The organism is Burkholderia sp. FL-7-2-10-S1-D7, from assembly GCF_001524185.1.
GTDB lineage: Bacteria > Pseudomonadota > Gammaproteobacteria > Burkholderiales > Burkholderiaceae > Burkholderia > Burkholderia diffusa.
The window spans coordinates 1-18,728 of sequence record NZ_LOWY01000095.1 but is presented as its reverse complement, the minus strand read 5'-3'; the positions used below and the strand labels follow the sequence as shown (position 1 = coordinate 18,728).

The 18,728-nt window shown below is 64.7% G+C and carries 19 protein-coding genes and 2 pseudogenes; 13 read left to right on the top strand and 8 right to left on the bottom strand.

Annotation, left to right across the window (positions count from 1 at the left end; genetic code table 11):
- A pseudogene (locus tag WS75_RS33935) lies at positions 1-146 on the bottom strand (AMP-binding protein); the annotation flags it as partial.
- Positions 147-460: 314 nt separating this feature from the next.
- Here WS75_RS33935 and WS75_RS28040 point away from each other — a divergent pair.
- The 9 genes from WS75_RS28040 to WS75_RS28000 all read left to right on the top strand — a co-directional run bounded on the left by WS75_RS28040 (position 461) and on the right by WS75_RS28000 (position 7,780).
- The gene (locus WS75_RS28040; RefSeq protein ID WP_059685463.1) at positions 461-1,378 is read left to right on the top strand and encodes a DMT family transporter; all 918 of its coding nucleotides are present in this window, start codon (positions 461-463) and stop codon (positions 1,376-1,378) included.
- Positions 1,379-1,491: 113 nt separating this feature from the next.
- A complete protein-coding gene (locus WS75_RS28035) occupies positions 1,492-2,106 on the top strand; it encodes a TIGR00645 family protein (RefSeq protein ID WP_059685461.1) in 615 nt (204 codons plus the stop codon).
- 34 nt (positions 2,107-2,140) lie between these two features.
- Positions 2,141-3,664 (top strand): fumarate hydratase, encoded by a 1,524-nt coding sequence (locus tag WS75_RS28030; protein WP_059528380.1) that lies wholly within the window; start codon positions 2,141-2,143, stop codon positions 3,662-3,664.
- Between the two features lie 193 nt (positions 3,665-3,857).
- Entirely contained in the window at positions 3,858-4,334 is a 477-nt protein-coding gene (bfr, locus tag WS75_RS28025; protein WP_059685458.1) for a bacterioferritin, read from the top strand.
- 37 nt (positions 4,335-4,371) lie between these two features.
- Positions 4,372-5,235, top strand: coding sequence for a glutamate racemase (gene murI / locus WS75_RS28020; RefSeq protein ID WP_059685455.1), 864 nt, complete (start codon positions 4,372-4,374; stop codon positions 5,233-5,235).
- A 150-nt stretch (positions 5,236-5,385) separates the two neighbouring features.
- Positions 5,386-5,622, top strand: coding sequence for a (2Fe-2S)-binding protein (locus WS75_RS28015; RefSeq protein ID WP_011885486.1), 237 nt, complete (start codon positions 5,386-5,388; stop codon positions 5,620-5,622).
- A gap of 218 nt (positions 5,623-5,840) precedes the next feature.
- Positions 5,841-6,572 carry an energy transducer TonB gene (locus WS75_RS28010; protein ID WP_059685451.1) on the top strand — a complete coding sequence of 244 codons (732 nt, stop codon included), beginning with the start codon at positions 5,841-5,843 and terminating at the stop codon, positions 6,570-6,572.
- A gap of 34 nt (positions 6,573-6,606) precedes the next feature.
- Positions 6,607-7,338 carry a MotA/TolQ/ExbB proton channel family protein gene (locus WS75_RS28005; RefSeq protein ID WP_059685449.1) on the top strand — a complete coding sequence of 244 codons (732 nt, stop codon included), beginning with the start codon at positions 6,607-6,609 and terminating at the stop codon, positions 7,336-7,338.
- Positions 7,339-7,351: 13 nt separating this feature from the next.
- Positions 7,352-7,780, top strand: a complete 429-nt coding sequence (locus WS75_RS28000; protein ID WP_059685446.1) for an ExbD/TolR family protein — start codon at positions 7,352-7,354, stop codon at positions 7,778-7,780.
- Between the two features lie 423 nt (positions 7,781-8,203).
- On the opposite strand, the gene WS75_RS27995 is transcribed toward WS75_RS28000, so the two are convergent.
- Positions 8,204-9,181 carry a LysR family transcriptional regulator gene (locus WS75_RS27995; RefSeq protein WP_059685444.1) on the bottom strand — a complete coding sequence of 326 codons (978 nt, stop codon included), beginning with the start codon at positions 9,179-9,181 and terminating at the stop codon, positions 8,204-8,206.
- A gap of 122 nt (positions 9,182-9,303) precedes the next feature.
- On the opposite strand from WS75_RS27995, the gene WS75_RS27990 reads away from it, so the two are divergent.
- From WS75_RS27990 to hemP, 3 genes are all read left to right on the top strand, one after another.
- The gene (locus WS75_RS27990; protein WP_059685441.1) at positions 9,304-10,176 is read left to right on the top strand and encodes a pirin family protein; all 873 of its coding nucleotides are present in this window, start codon (positions 9,304-9,306) and stop codon (positions 10,174-10,176) included.
- Positions 10,177-10,275: 99 nt separating this feature from the next.
- Positions 10,276-10,758 carry an SRPBCC family protein gene (locus WS75_RS27985; protein WP_059685439.1) on the top strand — a complete coding sequence of 161 codons (483 nt, stop codon included), beginning with the start codon at positions 10,276-10,278 and terminating at the stop codon, positions 10,756-10,758.
- 138 nt (positions 10,759-10,896) lie between these two features.
- The gene (gene hemP / locus WS75_RS27980) at positions 10,897-11,142 is read left to right on the top strand and encodes a hemin uptake protein HemP (RefSeq protein WP_059685436.1); all 246 of its coding nucleotides are present in this window, start codon (positions 10,897-10,899) and stop codon (positions 11,140-11,142) included.
- A gap of 324 nt (positions 11,143-11,466) precedes the next feature.
- On the opposite strand, the gene WS75_RS27975 is transcribed toward hemP, so the two are convergent.
- From WS75_RS27975 to uvrB, 5 genes are all read right to left on the bottom strand, one after another.
- On the bottom strand, positions 11,467-12,864 hold the full coding sequence (locus WS75_RS27975) for a 4Fe-4S binding protein (protein WP_059685434.1): 1,398 nt from the start codon (positions 12,862-12,864) through the stop codon (positions 11,467-11,469).
- Positions 12,861-13,703 (bottom strand): FTR1 family iron permease, encoded by an 843-nt coding sequence (locus WS75_RS27970; RefSeq protein WP_059685432.1) that lies wholly within the window; start codon positions 13,701-13,703, stop codon positions 12,861-12,863. Before WS75_RS27970 ends, WS75_RS27975 begins: the two co-directional genes overlap by 4 nt.
- 58 nt (positions 13,704-13,761) lie before the next feature.
- On the bottom strand, positions 13,762-14,094 hold the full coding sequence (locus WS75_RS27965) for a cupredoxin domain-containing protein (RefSeq protein ID WP_006760846.1): 333 nt from the start codon (positions 14,092-14,094) through the stop codon (positions 13,762-13,764).
- A 55-nt stretch (positions 14,095-14,149) separates the two neighbouring features.
- Positions 14,150-14,701, bottom strand: a complete 552-nt coding sequence (locus WS75_RS27960; RefSeq protein ID WP_059685430.1) for an iron transporter — start codon at positions 14,699-14,701, stop codon at positions 14,150-14,152.
- Between the two features lie 227 nt (positions 14,702-14,928).
- Complete coding sequence (gene uvrB / locus WS75_RS27955; protein ID WP_059685428.1) at positions 14,929-17,019, bottom strand: excinuclease ABC subunit UvrB; 2,091 nt, start codon at positions 17,017-17,019, stop codon at positions 14,929-14,931.
- A 250-nt stretch (positions 17,020-17,269) separates the two neighbouring features.
- Here uvrB and WS75_RS27950 point away from each other — a divergent pair, with 250 nt between their 5' ends.
- The gene (locus WS75_RS27950) at positions 17,270-18,469 is read left to right on the top strand and encodes an amino acid aminotransferase (RefSeq protein ID WP_059685426.1); all 1,200 of its coding nucleotides are present in this window, start codon (positions 17,270-17,272) and stop codon (positions 18,467-18,469) included.
- Between the two features lie 142 nt (positions 18,470-18,611).
- Here WS75_RS27950 and WS75_RS33930 read toward each other — a convergent pair.
- A pseudogene (locus WS75_RS33930) lies at positions 18,612-18,728 on the bottom strand (3-hydroxybutyrate dehydrogenase); the annotation flags it as partial.

The following is an 18,728-nucleotide window of genomic DNA, read 5'->3' as shown; positions in this document are numbered from 1 at the left end:
CGCGCCCAGAAGCCCTCGTAATCCTGCTCGGCCTCGGCGGCAAGCGCCTGGTAAGCCGGCATGCCGGAAATGGTCGCCGCCTTCTCGAGCGCCTCGGGCGGCGCAAACTGACGGGTTTCGTGAAGAACCGATTCAATCGCAGACATCGACTACCCCTTGGTGAACATGAATCCTCTGCATGGCGGCGCGATCGTGCGCGCCGCGTCTTGGCCGGCGCTTGCGCGCCGCTGTCTCCCAATCACCCGCGCGCGCCCGAAGGCTGCGCGCGATGCTGCGCCGCACCACGTCACGAGACGGTGGACGTACGGCCCGGCCATATCCACGATAAGCGCTCGAACTTACCCGTCACTTACGCGACATCGCCGTTTCGCACGCCGCGCGGCGGCGCCTTGCAGTCTGCTTTACGCTGTTGCGACCGCGACCCTACAATCCTAACTGAACTCGCCTCCCGGATTCCAGCTTGAATCGCTACGCCCTCTTCCTCATCCTGTCGATGCTGTTTGTCGGCAGCAACGTCGGTATCGGCAAATCCATCGTCGTCTTCGTCCCGGTCGCCATCCTCGCCACGCTGCGCTTCGTGATCGCGATCGCCGTGCTGTGGCCGCTGTTCAGCCCGGTGAAGATGCGTACGGTCCGGCGCGCGGAATGGCTGAACCTGTTCCTGCAGGCATTCTTCGGCACCTTCATGTTTACGCTGCTGATGCTCAACGGCGTGCAACGCACGAGCGCGGTCGCGGCCGGCGTGATCACGAGCACCATCCCGGCCATCGTCGCGCTGTTCGCGTGGCTGATCCTGCGTGAAAAACCGAACGGCCGTGCGCTCGTATCGATTGCGCTCGCAATCGCCGGCGTCGTGACGATCAACCTCGCCAACGGCAGCGCTGGCAGCGCGTCCGCGCACGGCGCCGGGGGCACCTCGGCCGGCTCGCTGACCGGCAACCTGCTGATCCTGGGCGCCGTGTGCTGCGAATCGATCTACGTGATCCTGTCGCGCCGGCTCACGCAGACACTCGCGCCGATCGACATCTGCGCGTATACGCACCTGTTCGGCCTGTGCCTGATGCTGCCGCTCGGCGCGTCGGCGTTGTGGCATTTCGATTACGCGAGCGTGCCGGCCGGTACGTGGGCGCTCGTCGTCTGGTACGGGCTGTCGGCCAGCATCTTCTCGTTCTGGCTGTGGATGAAAGGGATCCGGCACGTGCCGGGCAGCCTCGCCGGCGTGTTCAGCGCGGTGCTGCCGGTCGCGGCCGCCGCGTACGGCATCGCGTTCCTCGGCGAACGTCCGACGCTCGCGCACGGCATCGCGCTCGCGTGCGTCGTCAGCGGCATCGTGCTCGCGAGCCTGCGCGTGAAGCGCGTGCCCGCCGCCGCGTCCTGATCCGTCCCCGGCAGCCCCGGCGCGTCGCTGCAGTCGCGCCGGCCGACGCGTTACAATAGCGCGCCTTTTCAAGATTACCCCCGATACCTGCGTCCAGCGCCCGACCCTCCACCATGTCTGCCCCGCATTCGCCCGGCTCCATCCGTCGTCCCCTGCGCCCGCTGCCCGCGCTGATCTTCATGAGCCGCTGGCTCCAGGTTCCGCTTTATCTGGGCCTGATCGTCGCGCAAGCCGTCTATGTGTTCCTGTTCCTGAAGGAAGTCTGGCACCTGCTGTCGCACGCGACGAGCCTCGACGAGATCAGCGTGATGCTCGCGGTGCTCGGCCTGATCGACGTCGTGATGATCTCGAATCTGCTGATCATGGTGATCGTCGGCGGCTACGAGACGTTCGTGTCGCGCCTCGGCATCGAGGGCCACCCCGACGAGCCCGAGTGGCTCGACCATGTGAACGCGGGCGTGCTGAAGGTCAAGCTGTCGATGGCGCTGATCAGCATTTCGTCGATCCACCTGCTGAAGACCTTCATCAACCCCGACCAGCACACGACGCACGCGATCATGTGGCAGGTGATCATCCACGTGTCGTTCCTCGTGTCGGCGCTCGTGATGGCGTGGGTCGACCGCCTGACGACGCACACGCACCCGGCCCATTTCCACGAGCCGCACGCCCGCGACGCGCACGCGCCTGCAGCGAACGAGCCCCGCAAGCCGGCCGCCGCCAACGCATAAACGTATTCCCCACAGTCCTCACAGAGTCTCAGCCATGACCGTCATCAAACAGGAAGACCTGATCCAGAGCATCGCGGATTCGCTGCAGTACATCAGCTACTACCATCCGCTCGACTACATCCAGGCCCTCGGCCGCGCGTACGAGCTGGAAGAAAGCCCGGCCGCGAAGGACGCGATCGCGCAGATCCTCACGAACAGCCGCATGTGCGCGGAAGGCCGTCGCCCGATCTGCCAGGACACCGGCATCGTCACGATCTTCGTGAAGGTCGGCATGGACGTGCGCTGGGACGGCGCGACGATGGGTCTCACCGACATGATCAACGAAGGCGTGCGCCGCGGTTACACGCACCCGGACAACGTGCTGCGCGCGTCGATCGTCAATCCGCCGGAAGGTGCCCGCAAGAACACGAAGGACAACACGCCGGCCGTGATCCACTACGAGATCGTGCCGGGCGACAAGGTCGACGTGCAGGTCGCGGCGAAGGGCGGCGGCTCGGAGAACAAGTCGAAGTTCGTGATGCTGAACCCGTCCGACTCGATCGTCGACTGGGTGCTGAAGACGGTCCCGACGATGGGCGCGGGCTGGTGCCCGCCGGGCATGCTCGGGATCGGCATCGGCGGCACTGCCGAAAAGGCGATGCTGATGGCGAAGGAATCGCTGATGGAGCCGATCGACATCCAGGAAATCATCGCGCGCGGCCCGAAGGACTGGGTCGAGGAACTGCGCGTCGAACTGCACGAGAAGGTCAACGCGCTCGGTATCGGCGCGCAGGGTCTCGGCGGCCTCGCGACCGTGCTCGACGTGAAAATCATGGCCGCGCCGACGCACGCGGCGTCGAAGCCGGTCGCGCTGATCCCGAACTGCGCGGCCACGCGCCACGCGCACTTCGTGCTCGACGGTTCGGGCCCGGCCAAGCTTGAAGCGCCGTCGCTCGACGCCTGGCCGAAGGTCCAGTGGGAACCCAACACGGAAACCAGCAAGCGCGTCGACCTGAATACGCTGACCCCGGAAGAAGTCGCGAGCTGGACGCCGGGCCAGACGCTGCTGCTGTCGGGCAAGATGCTCACGGGCCGCGACGCCGCGCACAAGCGCATCGCCGACATGCTCGCGAAGGGCGAGAAGCTGCCGGTCGACTTCACGAATCGCGTGATCTACTACGTCGGCCCGGTCGATCCGGTGCGTGACGAAGTGGTCGGCCCGGCAGGCCCGACGACGGCCACGCGGATGGACAAGTTCACCGAGACGATGCTCGCCCAGACGGGTCTGATCTCGATGGTCGGCAAGGCCGAGCGCGGCCCGGTCGCGATCGACGCGATCAAGAAGCACAAGGCGGCGTACCTGATGGCGGTCGGCGGTGCGGCTTACCTCGTGTCGAAGGCGATCCGCGGCGCGAAGGTGCTCGCGTTCGAAGACCTCGGCATGGAAGCGATCTACGAGTTCGACGTGCAGGACATGCCGGTGACGGTCGCCGTCGATTCGTCGGGCACGTCGGTGCACCAGACCGGTCCGAAGGAGTGGCAGGCGAAGATCGGCAAGATCCCGGTCGCAACCGCTTAAACGCGATCGCACGAAAGGCCGGACGGATGTCCGGCCTTTTTGCTTCTCGTTCTCGTTATTGCGTTCAGCCGGTTATTCACGGCTGATTCTCATTACACGCAAAAGGCAAGCCCGACAAGGCTTCGAGGCTTGGCTTTTCTCGTTCGAGCGATTATCGTTCGGTTTCTGAAGCCCCACTGAACAAGGAACAGCCATGCAAGGCGACAAGAAAGTCATTGAATACCTGAACGCCCAACTGAAAAACGAACTCACGGCGATCAACCAGTACTTCCTGCATGCGCGCATGTACAAGCACTGGGGCCTCGAGAAGCTCGGCAAGCACGAATACGACGAATCGATCGGCGAAATGAAGCATGCCGACTGGCTGATCGAGCGCGTGTTCATGCTTGACGGCCTGCCGAACCTGCAGGACCTGCACAAGCTGCTGGTCGGCGAGGAAACCGAAGAGATCCTGAAGTGCGACCTGAAGCTCGAGCAGGTCTCGCAGGCCACGTGCAAGGAAGCGATCGCTTACTGTGAATCGGTGCGTGACTACGTGTCGCGCGAGATCTTCGAAAAGATCCTCGACGACACCGAAGAGCACATCGACTGGCTGGAAACGCAGATCGACCTGATCGGCAAGGTCGGCCTGCAGAACTACCAGCAGACGATGATGGGTTCGCCCGAGTAAGCGCCACACCCGCCACGATCGCCACCTCGCCTTCCGCATGACGACGACGAACCAACCAGCCGCTTCCGGGGTCAGCCCCAGCGCCCCCGTCGGCATCTTCGATTCGGGGCTCGGCGGCCTGTCGGTGCTGCGTGCCGCGCGCGCGCACCTGCCCGGCGAGTCGTTCGTCTATGTTGCCGATTCGCACCATGCACCGTATGGTCCGCGCGACGAGGCATTCATTACGGAGCGCACGCTTGCCATCGGCGAGTGGCTAGCCCGAGAAGGCGCGAAAGCGCTCGTGATCGCGTGCAACACCGCGACGGCGCGAGCGATCGCAGCCATCCGCGAGCGCCTGTCGATACCGCTCGTGGGCGTCGAGCCGGGCATCAAGCCGGCCGCCGCGCTGTCCGCGACCGGTGTCGCAGGCGTGCTCGCCACGCAATCGACGCTGAACAGCCCGCGCTTCCAGGCGCTGCTCGACCGCTACGGCGCCGGCCGTCGCTTCATCTGCCAGCCGGGCCACGGGCTCGTCGAAGCGATCGAACGCGGCGACACGAACTCGCCCGCGTTGCGCGCGTTGCTCGCGCGTTACCTGCAGCCGATGCTCGACGACGGCGCCGATACGCTGGTGCTCGGCTGCACGCACTACCCGTTCTTCACGGAAACGATCCGTGATCTTGTCGGCGACCGGCTGACGATCGTCGATACGAGCGATGCCATCGCCCGGCAGCTCACGCGGGTGCTCGACGAACGCGGCCTGCGCGCGCCGGCCGGCACGCGTGCCGCGCCGCCACGCTTCTGCTCGACGAGCGACGGCCTGCAACTGCGCGCACTCGCATCGTCGCTGCTCGGCCTCGACGCGCCGGTCGAATCCGTCACCATTTCCTCGCCGAACGCGCGCGCCTGCGCGACCGTCTGACGCGGGCCGGCACGCCGCCGGTTCGCCCTCTCCCGCCCCGCCTCCCGTTTCAAGGGTCCGATGATCTTAAAAAAAGCCGAACCCAGGCTTGTCAACGTCCACAAATTTAATGATAATAATTCGCATTACCGTTAGCCATCGCAACTCATCATGATCGTCTGCGTGTGCAAGTCTGTTTCCGATCGCAAGATTCGCGCGTCCCTCGCCGAGGGCGTGAGTTCTTTCGACGAACTCCAGTTCGAGCTCGGCGTGGCCACGTGCTGCGGCAAGTGCGAGGAGTCCGTACGCGACCTCATGGCCGAGCAAGGCGTCTGCGCAAGCCGATGCGGTGTCGAGCATCATGCTCATCCGATCCCGGTCACGTTCTACGACCGCAAGGCCGCCTGAGCGGCGCCGAGCGTACCCGTGCGGCTGAAGCCGCATTTGATGTCCATCCGTCAGCAAGCCACCTTTCGCGCGAGCCAGCGGCTTACCTTGCCAAGGAGCCTGTCATGGAATTGCTGATCGGATTTGTGACCACCGTGTGCATCTCGCTGCTGATCTTCCGCAAGTAATACCGATTCACCCGCCGCGCCCCGGGTGCGACGTCGTTCTTTCAAGCTAACATGCAGGCTTCGCAATCCGCTCCTGCCGGCGTCTTGCCGGCTGCCCCACGTATGAATCCCCGGGTCATCACCGTCGCGGTCGGTGTGCTTGCCGCACATGCGATCATGCTGACGGCCGCGTGGCTCCATCGCAACGCGCCGCCGCCGAAGACGGTCGAAGTCCAGTCGATCACGGCACAGCTCATCCCGCCTGCGCCGGCCGCCCAGCCGGTCGCGGTCGAATCGGTTGCGCAACCCGCGCCACCGAAGCCCACGCCGCGCGTCAAGCCGAAGGTCGAACCGAAACCGGTACAGAAGGCAGTCAAGCCGACGCCCCAGCCGGTCGCACAATCACCGTCTCCGACGCCCGCCCCGGCAGCCGCTCCGACACCCGCGCCCACGGCACCCGCCGCGGCGCCCGCAGCGCCGGCGGCCACGTCCGGTCCGGCCCGTGAGACGATGCAGGTCAGCGCGCCGAAGAACGTATCGGCGCTCAAGTGCAGTTTCGTGAAGCCCACCTATCCGTCGATGTCGCGTCGCCGCGGCGAAACGGGCACGGCCTATGTTCACTTCGTCATCGGCTTGACGGGCAAGATCGAAAGTGTCGAGTTGCAAAAGAGCAGCGGCTACCCACGCCTCGACGAGGCAGCGCTGGATGCGACACGCGCCAGCACCTGCCCGCCGTACCTCGAGAACGGGCAACCGATCCGCGCCGCCCATACGCTGCCCTTCAACTTCACGCTCGACGATTAACCCGCCTCATTCGAAAGATTCAAAGGAAACAAAAATGCAAAGCTACGGTATCGCGCACGTCTGGGCGCAAGGTGATTTCGTCACGCGCGCCATCGCGATCACGCTGCTCGTGATGTCGGTCCTGTCGTGGATCGTGATCATCGTCAAGGGCTGGAACGTGGTTCGCCTGAACCGTCTCACGAAGAATGCCGAGCAGGCATTCTGGCATTCGGACGATTTCGACGACGGCATCAAGAAGCTCGGCCTCGCCGCATCGACGCCGAGCGACAACCCGTTCCTCGCGCTCGCGCTGTCGGGCAAGGAAGCCGCCGATCACCACCATCAGACGCAACCGCACCTGCACGACCGCATGGACGTGTCGGACTGGGTCACGCGCTGCCTGAAGGACACGATGGACGAGGGCATCTCGCGCATGCAGGCCGGTCTCGCGATTCTCGCGTCGATCGGCAGCACGGCGCCGTTCGTCGGCCTGTTCGGCACGGTCTGGGGCATCTACCACGCACTGCTCGCAATCGGCGCAACCGGCCAGACATCGATCGACCAGGTCGCGGGCCCGGTCGGCGAGTCGCTAATCATGACGGCCTTCGGCCTGTTCGTCGCGATTCCCGCCGTGCTCGGCTACAACGCACTGACCCGTGCGAACAAGGGCGTCGTCAGCAAGCTGCGCCGCTTCGCGCACGGCCTGCACGCATACTTCGTGACGGGTGCGCGCCTCGCGTCGTCGTCGACCCGCGACGGCCTGCGCCTTGCTTCGCGCGCCAGCTGAGACGAGGTGAACCATGGCAATGAACACCGGCTTCAGCGATGACGACGACGATGGCGTGATGAGCGAGATCAACATGACGCCGCTCGTCGACGTCATGCTCGTACTCCTGATCATTTTCCTCGTGACGATTCCGGCGATGCAGCACGCGGTGAAGATCGACCTGCCGCACGCGAGCAGCCAGCCCGTCGACGAAAAGCCGCAGACCGTCGACGTCGCGATCCAGGGCAACGGCACGATCCTGTGGAACGACCAGACGGTCACGCGCGAGCAGTTGCAGGCGCACATCGCGGAAGCGGCACAGCATCAGCCGCAACCGGAGTTGCACCTGCGCGCCGACCGCAAGGTTGCGTATGAGCGTGTGGCCGAACTGATGTCCGATGCGCAGGCCGGCGGCCTGACGAAGCTCGGCTTCGTGACGGAGCCGACTGCGAAGGCGAAGTAACACACGCGCATTCGCTACGCGACGGTGGTGTGGTCGGGAGCACCTCGCCGGCCAAGCCTGGCCGCCCACACCTAGCCGGCCGCACCTCGCCGGCCGCGCACAAAGTAAAAGGCCTTCATCGCCAGATGAAGGCCTTTTTTCATGCGCACGCGGGCGCCTTCGGGCGGCGGGCTCTTCGGCGGTATCGGTTGCGCCTCGAGCAACGCAAATGCGACTATACCGTGGTCTGCACGGACTGCGCGTTCTGCCCTATCTGGCTCACAATATATGCGGCCACCTGATTCCGCTCAGAACTTCCTTCGCGAAATGGGATTTCAATATAGGCCTGCCCGCGCATGCATTCAAGGTCCCGGCGATTGAAACTTGCGATTGCCGGCGGCGCTTCAATGACAAAACAAATTTGCCACGACGCGCATCTTGCATTCAGGTGGCCGAAGCATCGGCCGCCGCCGCGTCCTGTTTCGCGCGCTCGGGGCACCCCGGCTGCTTGTATTCGCCATGGTCGAGCTTCTCGACCAGATAGTCGACGAACGCGCGCACGGCGGGCGGCATGCCCTGCCGCGACACGAACACTGCATAGAGTTGCGGCACCGGCAGCGTCCAGCCCGGCATCACCGGCGACAACTGCCCCGCACGCAACGCATTGCCGTACATCATTTCCGGCAGCGCCGCGATGCCGAGGCCATCGAGCACCGCCTCGCGGATCGTCATCAGATCGGCCGTCACGAGCCGCGGGTCGTGCTCGTGCAAGTGACGCGTGCCGTCCGGCGCGATCAGGCTGAACACGTGCCGCCCGTCGACGCTCGGCGTATCGAGCGTCTCGAAGTGCGCCAGATCGTCCGGCACGAGCGGCGGCGCATTCTGGTTCAGCAGGCTCGGCGCGCCGACCAGCATCTGCTCGGTCCGCCACAGCGGCCGCACGACGATGTTCGCGTTCTGCGGCGGTTCCGAGCGCACGCGCAACGCAACGTCGATCGAATCCTCGAACAGGTCGATCACGCGATTCGTCACACGGATGTGCACCTTCACCTCGGGATAGCGGTGCAGAAATTCGGGGAGGATGCGCGACAGCATCGTCTGCGACAACGTCACGGGGACGCTCACGCGCACCGAGCCGCGCGGCGACGAGCGCAGCTGCTGCACGGCGTTCATCGCGGCCTGGGCTTCGGCGAGCATCGCCTGGCAATGCTGGTAGAACAGCTCGCCCGCCTCGGTCAGCGCGAGCTTGCGTGTCGAGCGCTGCAGCAGGCGCACCCCGAGCGCCGCCTCGAGTTCGGTCAGGCGCCGCGACAGGCGCGATTTCGAGATACCCAGCACGCGTTCCGCAGCCGAGAAACCGCCGTGTTCGACGACCTGCGAAAAGTACATGAGGTCGTTCAGGTTGTGTGCATCGATGTTCATGTCATCGTTCCAATTTCAGAACAATCCATTGCGAACCGCCGCAAATCGGACCGTAAAACGCCCAATATAATAGCGCCATGTTTCAAAAATGACGCTATTCCGATGATATCGAGGGCTTCTGCATGACGACCGCTCGCTCGCTTGACCGCACGTACCCCGCGCTTCGCACGACCGAAGGCGGCGGCTTCGTGGTTCATCGCCCGTTCCCGACCCGGCTGCTGATGGATTTCGATCCGTTCCTGCTGCTCGACGAAATGGGCCCCGTCGACTATGCCCCTGGCGAAGCCAAGGGCGCGCCCGACCATCCGCATCGCGGCTTCGAGACGGTCACCTACGTGCTCGACGGGCGTTTTCGTCATCGTGACTCGGCCGGCCATGCCGGCACGCTCGGGCCCGGTGACGTGCAGTGGATGACGGCCGGCGCGGGCGTCGTGCACAGCGAAATGCCGGATCCCGAGTTCGCGCAGGCCGGCGGACGCTCGCACGGGTTTCAGCTGTGGGTCAACCTGCCGCGGCGCGACAAGCTGATCGCACCGCGCTACCAGGAGATCCCGGCCGACCGCATCCCGAGCGCGACGTCGCCCGACGGCCTCGCGCGGGTCCGCGTGATCGCCGGCGAAGCCTTCGGCGTGCGTGCGGCGATCGAGACGCGCACGCCGATCCTCTACCAGCATTTCACGCTGCAACCGGGTGCAACGGTCACGCAGCCGGTGCCGGCAGGTTATCGCGTGTTCGCCTACCCGCTCGAGGGCGCCGGCCGCTACGGGCCCGACAGGCAGCAAATCGACGCGCGACAGATGATCGTCTACGGTGACGATGGCGACGCGGTGACGTTCGAGGCCGGCGATATGCCGCTCGACCTGCTGCTGATCGGCGGCGTGCCGCTCAACGAGCCGATCGTCCGCTATGGCCCGTTCGTGATGAATACCGAGGAAGAGATCCGGCAGGCCGTCATCGACTACCAGACCGGCCGCATGGGGCGCATCGAGGCATGACGTCCGATCGGGGCCACAGGTGCCGCGAAGCGGCGCGTTTTGCGTCACAATGTTTTTTTGATCCATGTGGCCGCCCGCCACCAGAAGGAACCCGTACCCTTGAACTTCGAACATCTGATCCAGATCAACTCCGACGATCCGGCCGTGCCGTCCCTTACCCGCGAACAGCTCTGGGAAGGCCTCGTGCTGCGCGCCGAACAGCCGCAGCTGTTCGTGATCGGCCTCGACAGCTGTGTCGTCCATGAACGGACGGATACCACGCTCGAACGCGAGCTGCACTACGGGCATGCGACCGTGCGCGACCGCGTGACGTTCACCCCGAACCAGCAAGTGCGCTACGACATCCATGCGGCCGGCGGCGAAATCGGCGGCTCGCTGACGATGACGATCGAGGAACGCGACGACCACGAGTTGTTCCTGCGCTTCGAATACCAAACGACGCTGACCGTCACGGACGACAGCGAGGAAGCGCGCCAGACGCACGGCATCGTCAAGGAAGCGTATCGCACGTCGGACATCGACACGGTGCGCCTGATCCGCGAATACGCACAGGGACGCAAGGACCCTGACCCGCTCCACTGACGTCGACGGCGGCCTGCGGGCCGCCCCTTTGATTCAAGCTATCGGATTTGTCATATTGATCGATAAAGAGTTTTTGTAAATGGAAATAGTTATCATTTAGAATTCATTCCATCGTATCGACAGTCACCGATCAACCGAATGACCGACACCACGCGCCCGAACACGCTGACGTTGCGCCGTACGACCGGCACCGCAAGCGCCAACCGTCAAAAGACGGCAGCGGTCACGACGCCGGCGAAACCCGCCGGTAGCCACGATGCCGGCACCCGGACCCTCAGCAGCGATGCGCTGCTGCAAGGCCGCAGCCACATCAGCATCGCGCACAACGGAGAGACGTATCAGTTGCGTGCCACGCGGCTCGGCAAACTGATCCTGACGAAGTAACGACAGAGTATTGTGGGGACCACCTCCCTGAGAGGTGTTGGGCAGTAGCCAGCGTAACGGCTTGCACGCGAGATCTAGACCCCTTCGTGCAAACACACTCAAGCAGCCGTTGCAGCAAGCCAAGCCACTTTTTTGGTTCTCGCACAAGGAAGAAAAAAAGCGACACGTCCTTCGACGTGTCGCTTTTTTTTGTCGGTGCGTCCGGATGCAAAGAGAAAGACATCGCGGCTGTCGGCACTTCAGCTTCAGCGCGTTCCGGCGCCCAACGGCGAAATACGCTCGCCTGCTGCTCCGGAGCCCGGCCACACGGCCGTCAAGACCGCGTCAGAAACCCCAGAACATCAACCACCATGCGCTGTCGACCACGGCCAGGCCTGCCGCAAACCACGCGAATGCCGCCAGTCGACGCGACCAGGCCGCATAGCGCCCCGTCACCTTCCATGCGAGCCAGGCGCTCCATGCGTTGGCGCCGACCAGAATCGCGATGCGAACGTCGGTCGCCCAGCCGAGCGGCACGTGCTCGGCCCGCAGCAGCGACAGCGTCGTCGCCGACAGCCCGAGGAACACGCCGGCTCCCGCGATCGGGATCAGCGCCTGCGCGAGATGATGGAGACGCACGCGGTCGAAACGGCCGAGCATCAGCGTCGCGCCGGCCAGCAGCACGAGCAGCGCGGTGCCATACACGAGCCCCGTGCCGACGATGTAGCTGACGATCAGCCCGCCGTCGAGCCACGAGAACACATCGTTTCGATCCGGATAGTGCGTGAGCAGGAACCACGGGGCATTCGTCTCGAGCGGCCACGTGATGTCGCGATCAATGAGCCAGCCCGCGAGCCATTGCTTGATCTGCACGAACCACGGGCTGACGGTCCAATGAAACGCACCGATCGCGATGCCGAGCAGGCCGTACAGGATCAGCGCCGTGTCCCACGGATTCGCCTGCTGCGCGCCGAGGTTCACGACCTCGTCGGACGGCGAGCGCCACGACAGCGCGATTGCGTCGCGATGCCCGCTGCAACGGCCGCACATATGGCATGAGGCCGCGCCCTTCATGTTGCGCAACGGCACGAGCGGCGCGCAATTGATCGGAATCACGCGATGCCCATGCTCGCCGTTCTTGTACGAACGACGCCAGGCATCCTCATCGACCTTGTAGCGCATCGGTGCGAGCCGCGCGAGCAGCCCGAACACACCGTTGACCGGGCACAGGTACTTGCACCACACGCGCTTCTCGCGGCCGTACAGCACGCCTATCACGATCGCGCCGACGGTCGAGCCGCCGAGCACGAACAGCACCGCGAGCGGATACTGGTACACGCTCACCATCTGCCCGTAGATCGTCGTGAGCCCGAATGCGACGAACGGCCAACCGCCCCACCGCATCCAGCGCGGAATCGCGCCGCCGCGGCCGAACTTGCTCGCATATTCGGTCAGCGCGCCTTCCGGGCACAGCACGCCGCACCAGACGCGGCCGAGCATCACCATCGACAGCAGCACGAACGGCCACCAGATGCCCCAGAACACGAACTGCGCGATCAGCGTGAGATTGCTCCACAGATGCGCGGAATCGTCGGGCAGCGGCAATACCGCGGGCACGATGATCAGGAACGCATAGACGGCGACGACGACCCACTGGATGCCGCGGATCACCGCGCCGTGGCGCTGCATCCACTGACCGGCCCGCGCGAGCCAGCCCGGATTGGCTGCGGCAACAACACTCATGCCGCGCGACCTGCAGGGACGACCGGACGACGGCTCGCGCGCTTCATCAGCAGCCAGACCACTGCCCAGTACGCCGCATAGGCGATCAGGTTGGTCAGCGCCGGGTGCGCGCGGTAGCCCGTCAGCGTCGCGACGAGCGAACCGAACGTGCCGGAGTCGTCGAGAATCGACGACGTATCCCACACCTGCGAAATGCCGAGCGGCAGGATTTCCTTGTCGATCAGCTTGTCGACGCCGGTCTGGAACAGGCCCGCACCGAGGAACAGCAGCATCACTTCGGTGACGCGGAAGAAATGGCGCCACGAGAAGTACTTGCCGCCAAGCTGCAGCAGATAGAACGTGAGGAACGCGAGGCCCAGGCCGATCACGACCGCGAGCATCTGGCTGCCGTCCACGTGCCCCGACTGACCGAAACCGAGGCCGTACAGGAAGATCACCGTCTCGCTGCCTTCGCGAGCGATCGCGAGCGCCACCAGCACGGCGACGCCCCACCAGTTCGAATCGCGCGTGCTCTGCTGCAGCGACTGCTCCATGTCACGCTTCAGCGTGCGGCCGTGCCGGCGCATCCACAGCACCATCTGCACGATCAGCACGCACGCGATGAGCACCATCGCGGTCTGGAAATAGTCCTGCGCGTCGCCGGACAGCACTTCGGTAAAGCCGACGAGCGCGGCGCCGAGACCGACCGCCATCAGCAGGCCGACTGCCACGCCAGTCCACAGAAACGGCAGGCCGCGGCGCGCGTCGTCGTCGCCGTTCTTCAGCCATGCATAGAGGATGCCGACGACGAGCAGCGCTTCGACGCTCTCCCGCCAGACGATGAACAAGATCTGACCCATTGAATCCTCCTGACGCGCGGCGCAAGACACGCGTACGCCCGCACGCAGATAAAACGCATTACTTCGCGACGATCACGCCCTGCGCCTGCTGGTGGAAATCGTCGAAAAACTTGTATTCGCCCGGCGACAGCGGGGCAACGACCACGAACGAATCCGCGCCCGGCGCAAGCACCTTCTCCTTGCGCAACTGCACGCTCTCGAATTCGGCGGCGCCCTTGCCGGTATTCCTGATCTCGATCTTGAAGCGCTGGCCGGCCGGCACTTCAATGCGGGCGGGATTCAGCTTGCCGTCCGTCATCTCGAGCTTGAACGTCGGCAGATCGGCGGCATGTGCCGCGCCGGCGAGCCACAGCGCGGCGGCTGCGGCAACGATTTTCTGGGGAAATTTCATTCTGGGTTCTCTGCGCCGACGGCGCGCCGAAGCGCGCCGTCCGTGATACCACCGATCAGTACCCGCCCTTCTTGCCGATGCCGGCGAACGGGAAGTCATATTCGAGGGTGATGGGCTTGAACCATGCGCCCACGCCCGTTTCCTTGTCGACGTGACGGCCGAACGCCATGTGGCCCGACTGCATCGGCGGCTTGACGGTCATCGTCAGGTGATACTTGCCCGGGCCGGCGAGCTTCACGTTGTCGCCATAGTGCGGTCCGTCGCTCGCGACCATGCCCATCAGGTCGCCTTCGGCCTTCCACTTCGCGTCGCCCTGCTTCGTCAGCTTGTACGTGACCTGCAGGTACGGCATCCAGTCGCCTTCCGCGAAACCCGTCGGGTTGTTCTTGACCGCGTGGATGTCCGCCTCGAGGTGGATATCGGAATCCGACGCCTTGCGCATCATCCCTTCCGGATCCATCGTGATCGGCTGCAGGTACACCGCGCCGATCTCCATGCCGCCCTGGATCTGCTGCTTGCCGATCGGATATTCGGCCGCCGAGGCCGACATCGCGGCAAGCGCCGCCGCTACCGCAACCGACGTGCGGATGAACGAAGAACCCAACATGGACACTCCTTGTTATTTGTCTGACTATCTTGACGACATGCGTGCGGCCTCCGGGGCGGCACGCTGAAAACACTAACGCAATGAAGAACGTTAATGCGAACTATTCTCAATACTTGCGGAGTTTAGCACCGAACCGGCTTCGGAACAAACGAGATACCGTGTAAACCCCTGATCCGACAAGGCTTACAGACCCGTTACCGACAGATTTTGGTGACGTTTGGAAAGATTTACCGGCCGCCGTTGATGTGGTCGCCAACGTTCGCGCCGAACACGCGCTCGCGCAACAGCGCAAGCTGGTCGCGCGTCGCGGCGGCCTTCTCGAACTCGAGGTTCTTCGCGTAGTCGGCCATCTGCTTCTCGAGACGCTTGATTTCCTTCGCGAGCTGCTTCTCCGACATGTCCTCGAATTTCGCGCGCTGCTGCGCTTCCTTCAGCTCCGCGCGCGCCTCGTCGGCGTTGTACACGCCGTCGATGATGTCCTTGATGCGTTTCACGACACCGCGCGGCGTAATGCCCATTTTCTCGTTGTGCGCGATCTGCTTCGCGCGGCGCCGCTCGGTCTCGCCGATCGCGCGCTTCATCGATTCGGTCATCGTGTCGGCGTAGAGGATCGCCTTGCCGTTCACGTTGCGCGCCGCGCGGCCGATCGTCTGGATCAGCGAGCGCTCGGCGCGCAGGAAGCCTTCCTTGTCCGCATCGAGAATCGCGACGAGCGACACTTCGGGAATGTCGAGGCCCTCGCGCAGCAGGTTGATCCCGACCAGCACGTCGAACGTGCCGAGCCGCAGGTCGCGGATGATTTCGACGCGCTCGACCGTGTCAATGTCGCTGTGCAGGTAGCGCACCTTGACGCCGTGGTCGGCCAGAAACTCGGTGAGCTGTTCGGCCATGCGCTTCGTCAGCACGGTGATCAACACGCGCTCGCCGGCCTTCACGCGCGCATTGATCTCGGTCAGCACGTCGTCGACCTGCGAACTCGCCGGGCGCACTTCGATTTCCGGATCGACGAGCCCGGTCGGCCGCACCACCTGCTCGGCGACCTGCCCCGTCACGCGCTGCTCGTAGTCGGCCGGCGTCGCCGACACGAACACCACCTGGCGCATCTTGCGTTCGAACTCCGGGAACTTGAGCGGCCGGTTGTCCAGCGCCGACGGCAGCCGGAAGCCATAGTTGACGAGATTTTCCTTGCGCGCGCGGTCGCCGTTGTACATGCCGTTCAGCTGGCCGATCAGCACGTGCGATTCGTCGAGCAGCATCAGCGCGTCGGGCGGCAGGTAGTCGACGAGCGTCGGCGGCGGCTCGCCGGGCGCCGCGCCCGAGAAGTGCCGCGAGTAGTTCTCGATGCCCTTGCAGAAGCCGAGCTCCTGCAGCATCTCGAGGTCGAAGCGCGTGCGCTGCTCGAGGCGCTGCGCCTCGACGAGCTTGCCGTTGCTGTGGAAGAACTCGAGGCGCTCGCGCAATTCGTCCTTGATCGTCTCGACCGCCCGCATCACGGTGTCGCGCGGCGTCACGTAGTGCGACGACGGATACACGGTGAAGCGCGGGATCTTCTGCCGCACGCGCCCGGTCAGCGGATCGAACAGTTGCAGCGTCTCGACCTCGTCGTCGAACAGCTCGACGCGCACGGCCAACTCCGCGTGCTCGGCCGGGAAGATGTCGATCGTGTCGCCGCGCACGCGGAACGTACCGCGCTGGAAGTCCTGTTCGTTGCGCGAGTACTGCATCGCGATCAGCCGTGCGATCACGTCGCGCTGGCCGAGCTTGTCGCCGGTGCGCAGCGTCAGGATCATCTGGTGGTATTCGGACGGGTTGCCGATACCGTAGATCGCCGACACCGTCGCGACGATCACCACGTCGCGGCGCTCCATCAAGCTCTTCGTCGCCGACAGCCGCATCTGCTCGATGTGCTCGTTGATCGACGAATCCTTCTCGATGAACAGGTCGCGCTGCGGCACGTACGCTTCCGGCTGGTAATAGTCGTAGTACGACACGAAGTACTCGACCGCGTTGCGCGGGAAGAACTCGCGAAATTCCGCGTAAAGCTGCGCCGCGAGCGTCTTGTTCGGCGCGAACACGATTGCCGGGCGGCCGAGCCGCGCGATCGTGTTGGCCATCGTGAAGGTCTTGCCCGAACCGGTCACGCCGAGCAGCGTCTGGAATGCGAGGCCGTCGCCGACACCTTCGACGAGCGTTTCGATCGCCGTCGGCTGGTCGCCTGCGGGCGGATACGGTTGGTACAACTGGAACGGCGACCCTTCGAAGGTCACGAATTTCGATTCGTCGAGCGCGTCGCCGACTTCGGCGTGATGTTCGGACATGGAGTGCGGCCGGAGCGAGGGCAAAAAAACTATTCTAGCGCTTCGCGGCGTTGCGAACCGCTGACGGCTCCTGACGCGCGGCAACCGCCCGAAATCGCAATTCGCGGCGCGATCGCCGCCTCCGGCAGCGTGAATTCGCTACAATGTGAGGCTGCTGCGCTTTCCGGCGCCGTGCCTGTTGGCGCGCGGTCCGCTGCGCCTGCCCCGCCGGCTGAAAGCCTGACCCTCTTTTCACTACTGCCGAATCATCATGTCGCTCTTCTCCGCTGTCCAGCTTGCTCCCCGCGACCCGATCCTGGGCCTGAACGAAGCCTTCAACGCCGATACGCGCCCGACCAAGGTCAACCTCGGCGTCGGTGTGTACACGAACGAAGAAGGCAAGATTCCGCTGCTGCGCGCCGTTCGCGAAGCGGAAAAGGCGCGTGTCGACGCCGGCCTGCCGCGCGGCTACCTGCCGATCGACGGGATTGCCGCGTACGACGCAGCGGTGCAGAAGCTGCTGCTCGGCAACGATTCGCCGCTGATCGCTGCGGGCCGTGTGGTCACGGCGCAGGCACTGGGCGGCACGGGCGCACTGAAGATCGGTGCCGATTTCCTTCGCACCGTGAACCCGAACGCGAAGGTCGCGATCAGCGATCCGAGCTGGGAAAACCACCGCGCACTGTTCGAAGCCGCCGGCTTCGAAGTCGTCGCATACCCGTATTACGATGCCGCCACCAACGGCGTGAACTTCGAAGGCATGCTGTCGGCGCTGAACGGCTATGCGGCAGGCACGATCGTCGTGCTGCACGCGTGCTGCCACAACCCGACCGGCGTCGACCTGACCGAAGCGCAATGGCAGCAGGTCGTCGACGTCGTCAAGGCGCGCAACCTCGTGCCGTTCCTCGACATGGCCTACCAGGGCTTCGGCGAGAACATCGAGGCGGATGCCGCCGCGGTGCGTCTCTTTGCCGCTGCCGACCTGAATGCGTTCGTGTCGTCGTCGTTCTCGAAGTCCTTCTCGCTGTACGGCGAGCGCGTCGGCGCGCTGTCGATCATCACGTCGAGCAAGGAAGAAGCGACGCGCGTGCTGTCGCAACTGAAGCGCGTGATCCGCACGAACTACTCGAACCCGCCGACCCATGGCGGCGCCGTCGTCGCGGCCGTGCTCGCGTCGCCTGAACTGCACGCTTCGTGGGTGCAGGAACTCGGCGAAATGCGCGATCGCATCCGCGCGATGCGCAACGGCCTCGTCGAGCGCCTGAAGGCGAGCGGCGTCGATCGCGACTTCAGCTTCATCAACGCGCAGCGCGGGATGTTCTCGTATTCGGGCCTGACCTCGGCGCAAGTCGATCGCCTGCGCGAAGAGTTCGGCATCTACGCAGTCGGCACCGGCCGGATCTGCGTTGCGGCACTGAACACGCGCAACCTCGATGCGGTCGCCAATGCGGTCGCAGCAGTCCTGAAGTAAGCCGGTGTCAGCGGGCAGCAGCCCGCCCTGCCGAAACAACAAACGCGCTCCCCGGAGCGCGTTTGTTCATGCCGTTCCACTACCGGCGAATGCTCCGTGCAGCACAAGCGGCGCGCGGCGCGGCCGCCCGTGCCGGAGCCCGTTACTGCATGAACCAGCCGTGGCTGACGACGACCGACTGGCCCGTGAGCGCGGCGCTCGGGAACGCCGACAGGAACAGCACCGTCTGCGCGACGTCCTGCACCGTCGTGAACACGCC

Excerpts from the sequence above, each read along its gene's own strand:
- WS75_RS28035 (WP_059685461.1), top strand. The coding sequence starts at position 1,492 with ATGTCTGCCCCGCATTCGCCCGGCTCCATCCGTCGTCCCCTGCGCCCG.
- WS75_RS28030 (WP_059528380.1), top strand. The coding sequence starts at position 2,141 with ATGACCGTCATCAAACAGGAAGACCTGATCCAGAGCATCGCGGATTCG.
- bfr (WP_059685458.1), top strand. The coding sequence starts at position 3,858 with ATGCAAGGCGACAAGAAAGTCATTGAATACCTGAACGCCCAACTGAAA.
- murI (WP_059685455.1), top strand. The coding sequence starts at position 4,372 with ATGACGACGACGAACCAACCAGCCGCTTCCGGGGTCAGCCCCAGCGCC.
- WS75_RS28015 (WP_011885486.1), top strand. The coding sequence starts at position 5,386 with ATGATCGTCTGCGTGTGCAAGTCTGTTTCCGATCGCAAGATTCGCGCG.
- WS75_RS28010 (WP_059685451.1), top strand. The coding sequence starts at position 5,841 with ATGCAGGCTTCGCAATCCGCTCCTGCCGGCGTCTTGCCGGCTGCCCCA.
- WS75_RS28005 (WP_059685449.1), top strand. The coding sequence starts at position 6,607 with ATGCAAAGCTACGGTATCGCGCACGTCTGGGCGCAAGGTGATTTCGTC.
- WS75_RS28000 (WP_059685446.1), top strand. The coding sequence starts at position 7,352 with ATGGCAATGAACACCGGCTTCAGCGATGACGACGACGATGGCGTGATG.
- WS75_RS27995 (WP_059685444.1), bottom strand. The coding sequence starts at position 9,181 with ATGAACATCGATGCACACAACCTGAACGACCTCATGTACTTTTCGCAG.
- WS75_RS27990 (WP_059685441.1), top strand. The coding sequence starts at position 9,304 with ATGACGACCGCTCGCTCGCTTGACCGCACGTACCCCGCGCTTCGCACG.
- hemP (WP_059685436.1), top strand. The coding sequence starts at position 10,897 with ATGACCGACACCACGCGCCCGAACACGCTGACGTTGCGCCGTACGACC.
- WS75_RS27975 (WP_059685434.1), bottom strand. The coding sequence starts at position 12,864 with ATGAGTGTTGTTGCCGCAGCCAATCCGGGCTGGCTCGCGCGGGCCGGT.
- WS75_RS27970 (WP_059685432.1), bottom strand. The coding sequence starts at position 13,703 with ATGGGTCAGATCTTGTTCATCGTCTGGCGGGAGAGCGTCGAAGCGCTG.
- WS75_RS27965 (WP_006760846.1), bottom strand. The coding sequence starts at position 14,094 with ATGAAATTTCCCCAGAAAATCGTTGCCGCAGCCGCCGCGCTGTGGCTC.
- WS75_RS27960 (WP_059685430.1), bottom strand. The coding sequence starts at position 14,701 with ATGTTGGGTTCTTCGTTCATCCGCACGTCGGTTGCGGTAGCGGCGGCG.
- uvrB (WP_059685428.1), bottom strand. The coding sequence starts at position 17,019 with ATGTCCGAACATCACGCCGAAGTCGGCGACGCGCTCGACGAATCGAAA.
- WS75_RS27950 (WP_059685426.1), top strand. The coding sequence starts at position 17,270 with ATGTCGCTCTTCTCCGCTGTCCAGCTTGCTCCCCGCGACCCGATCCTG.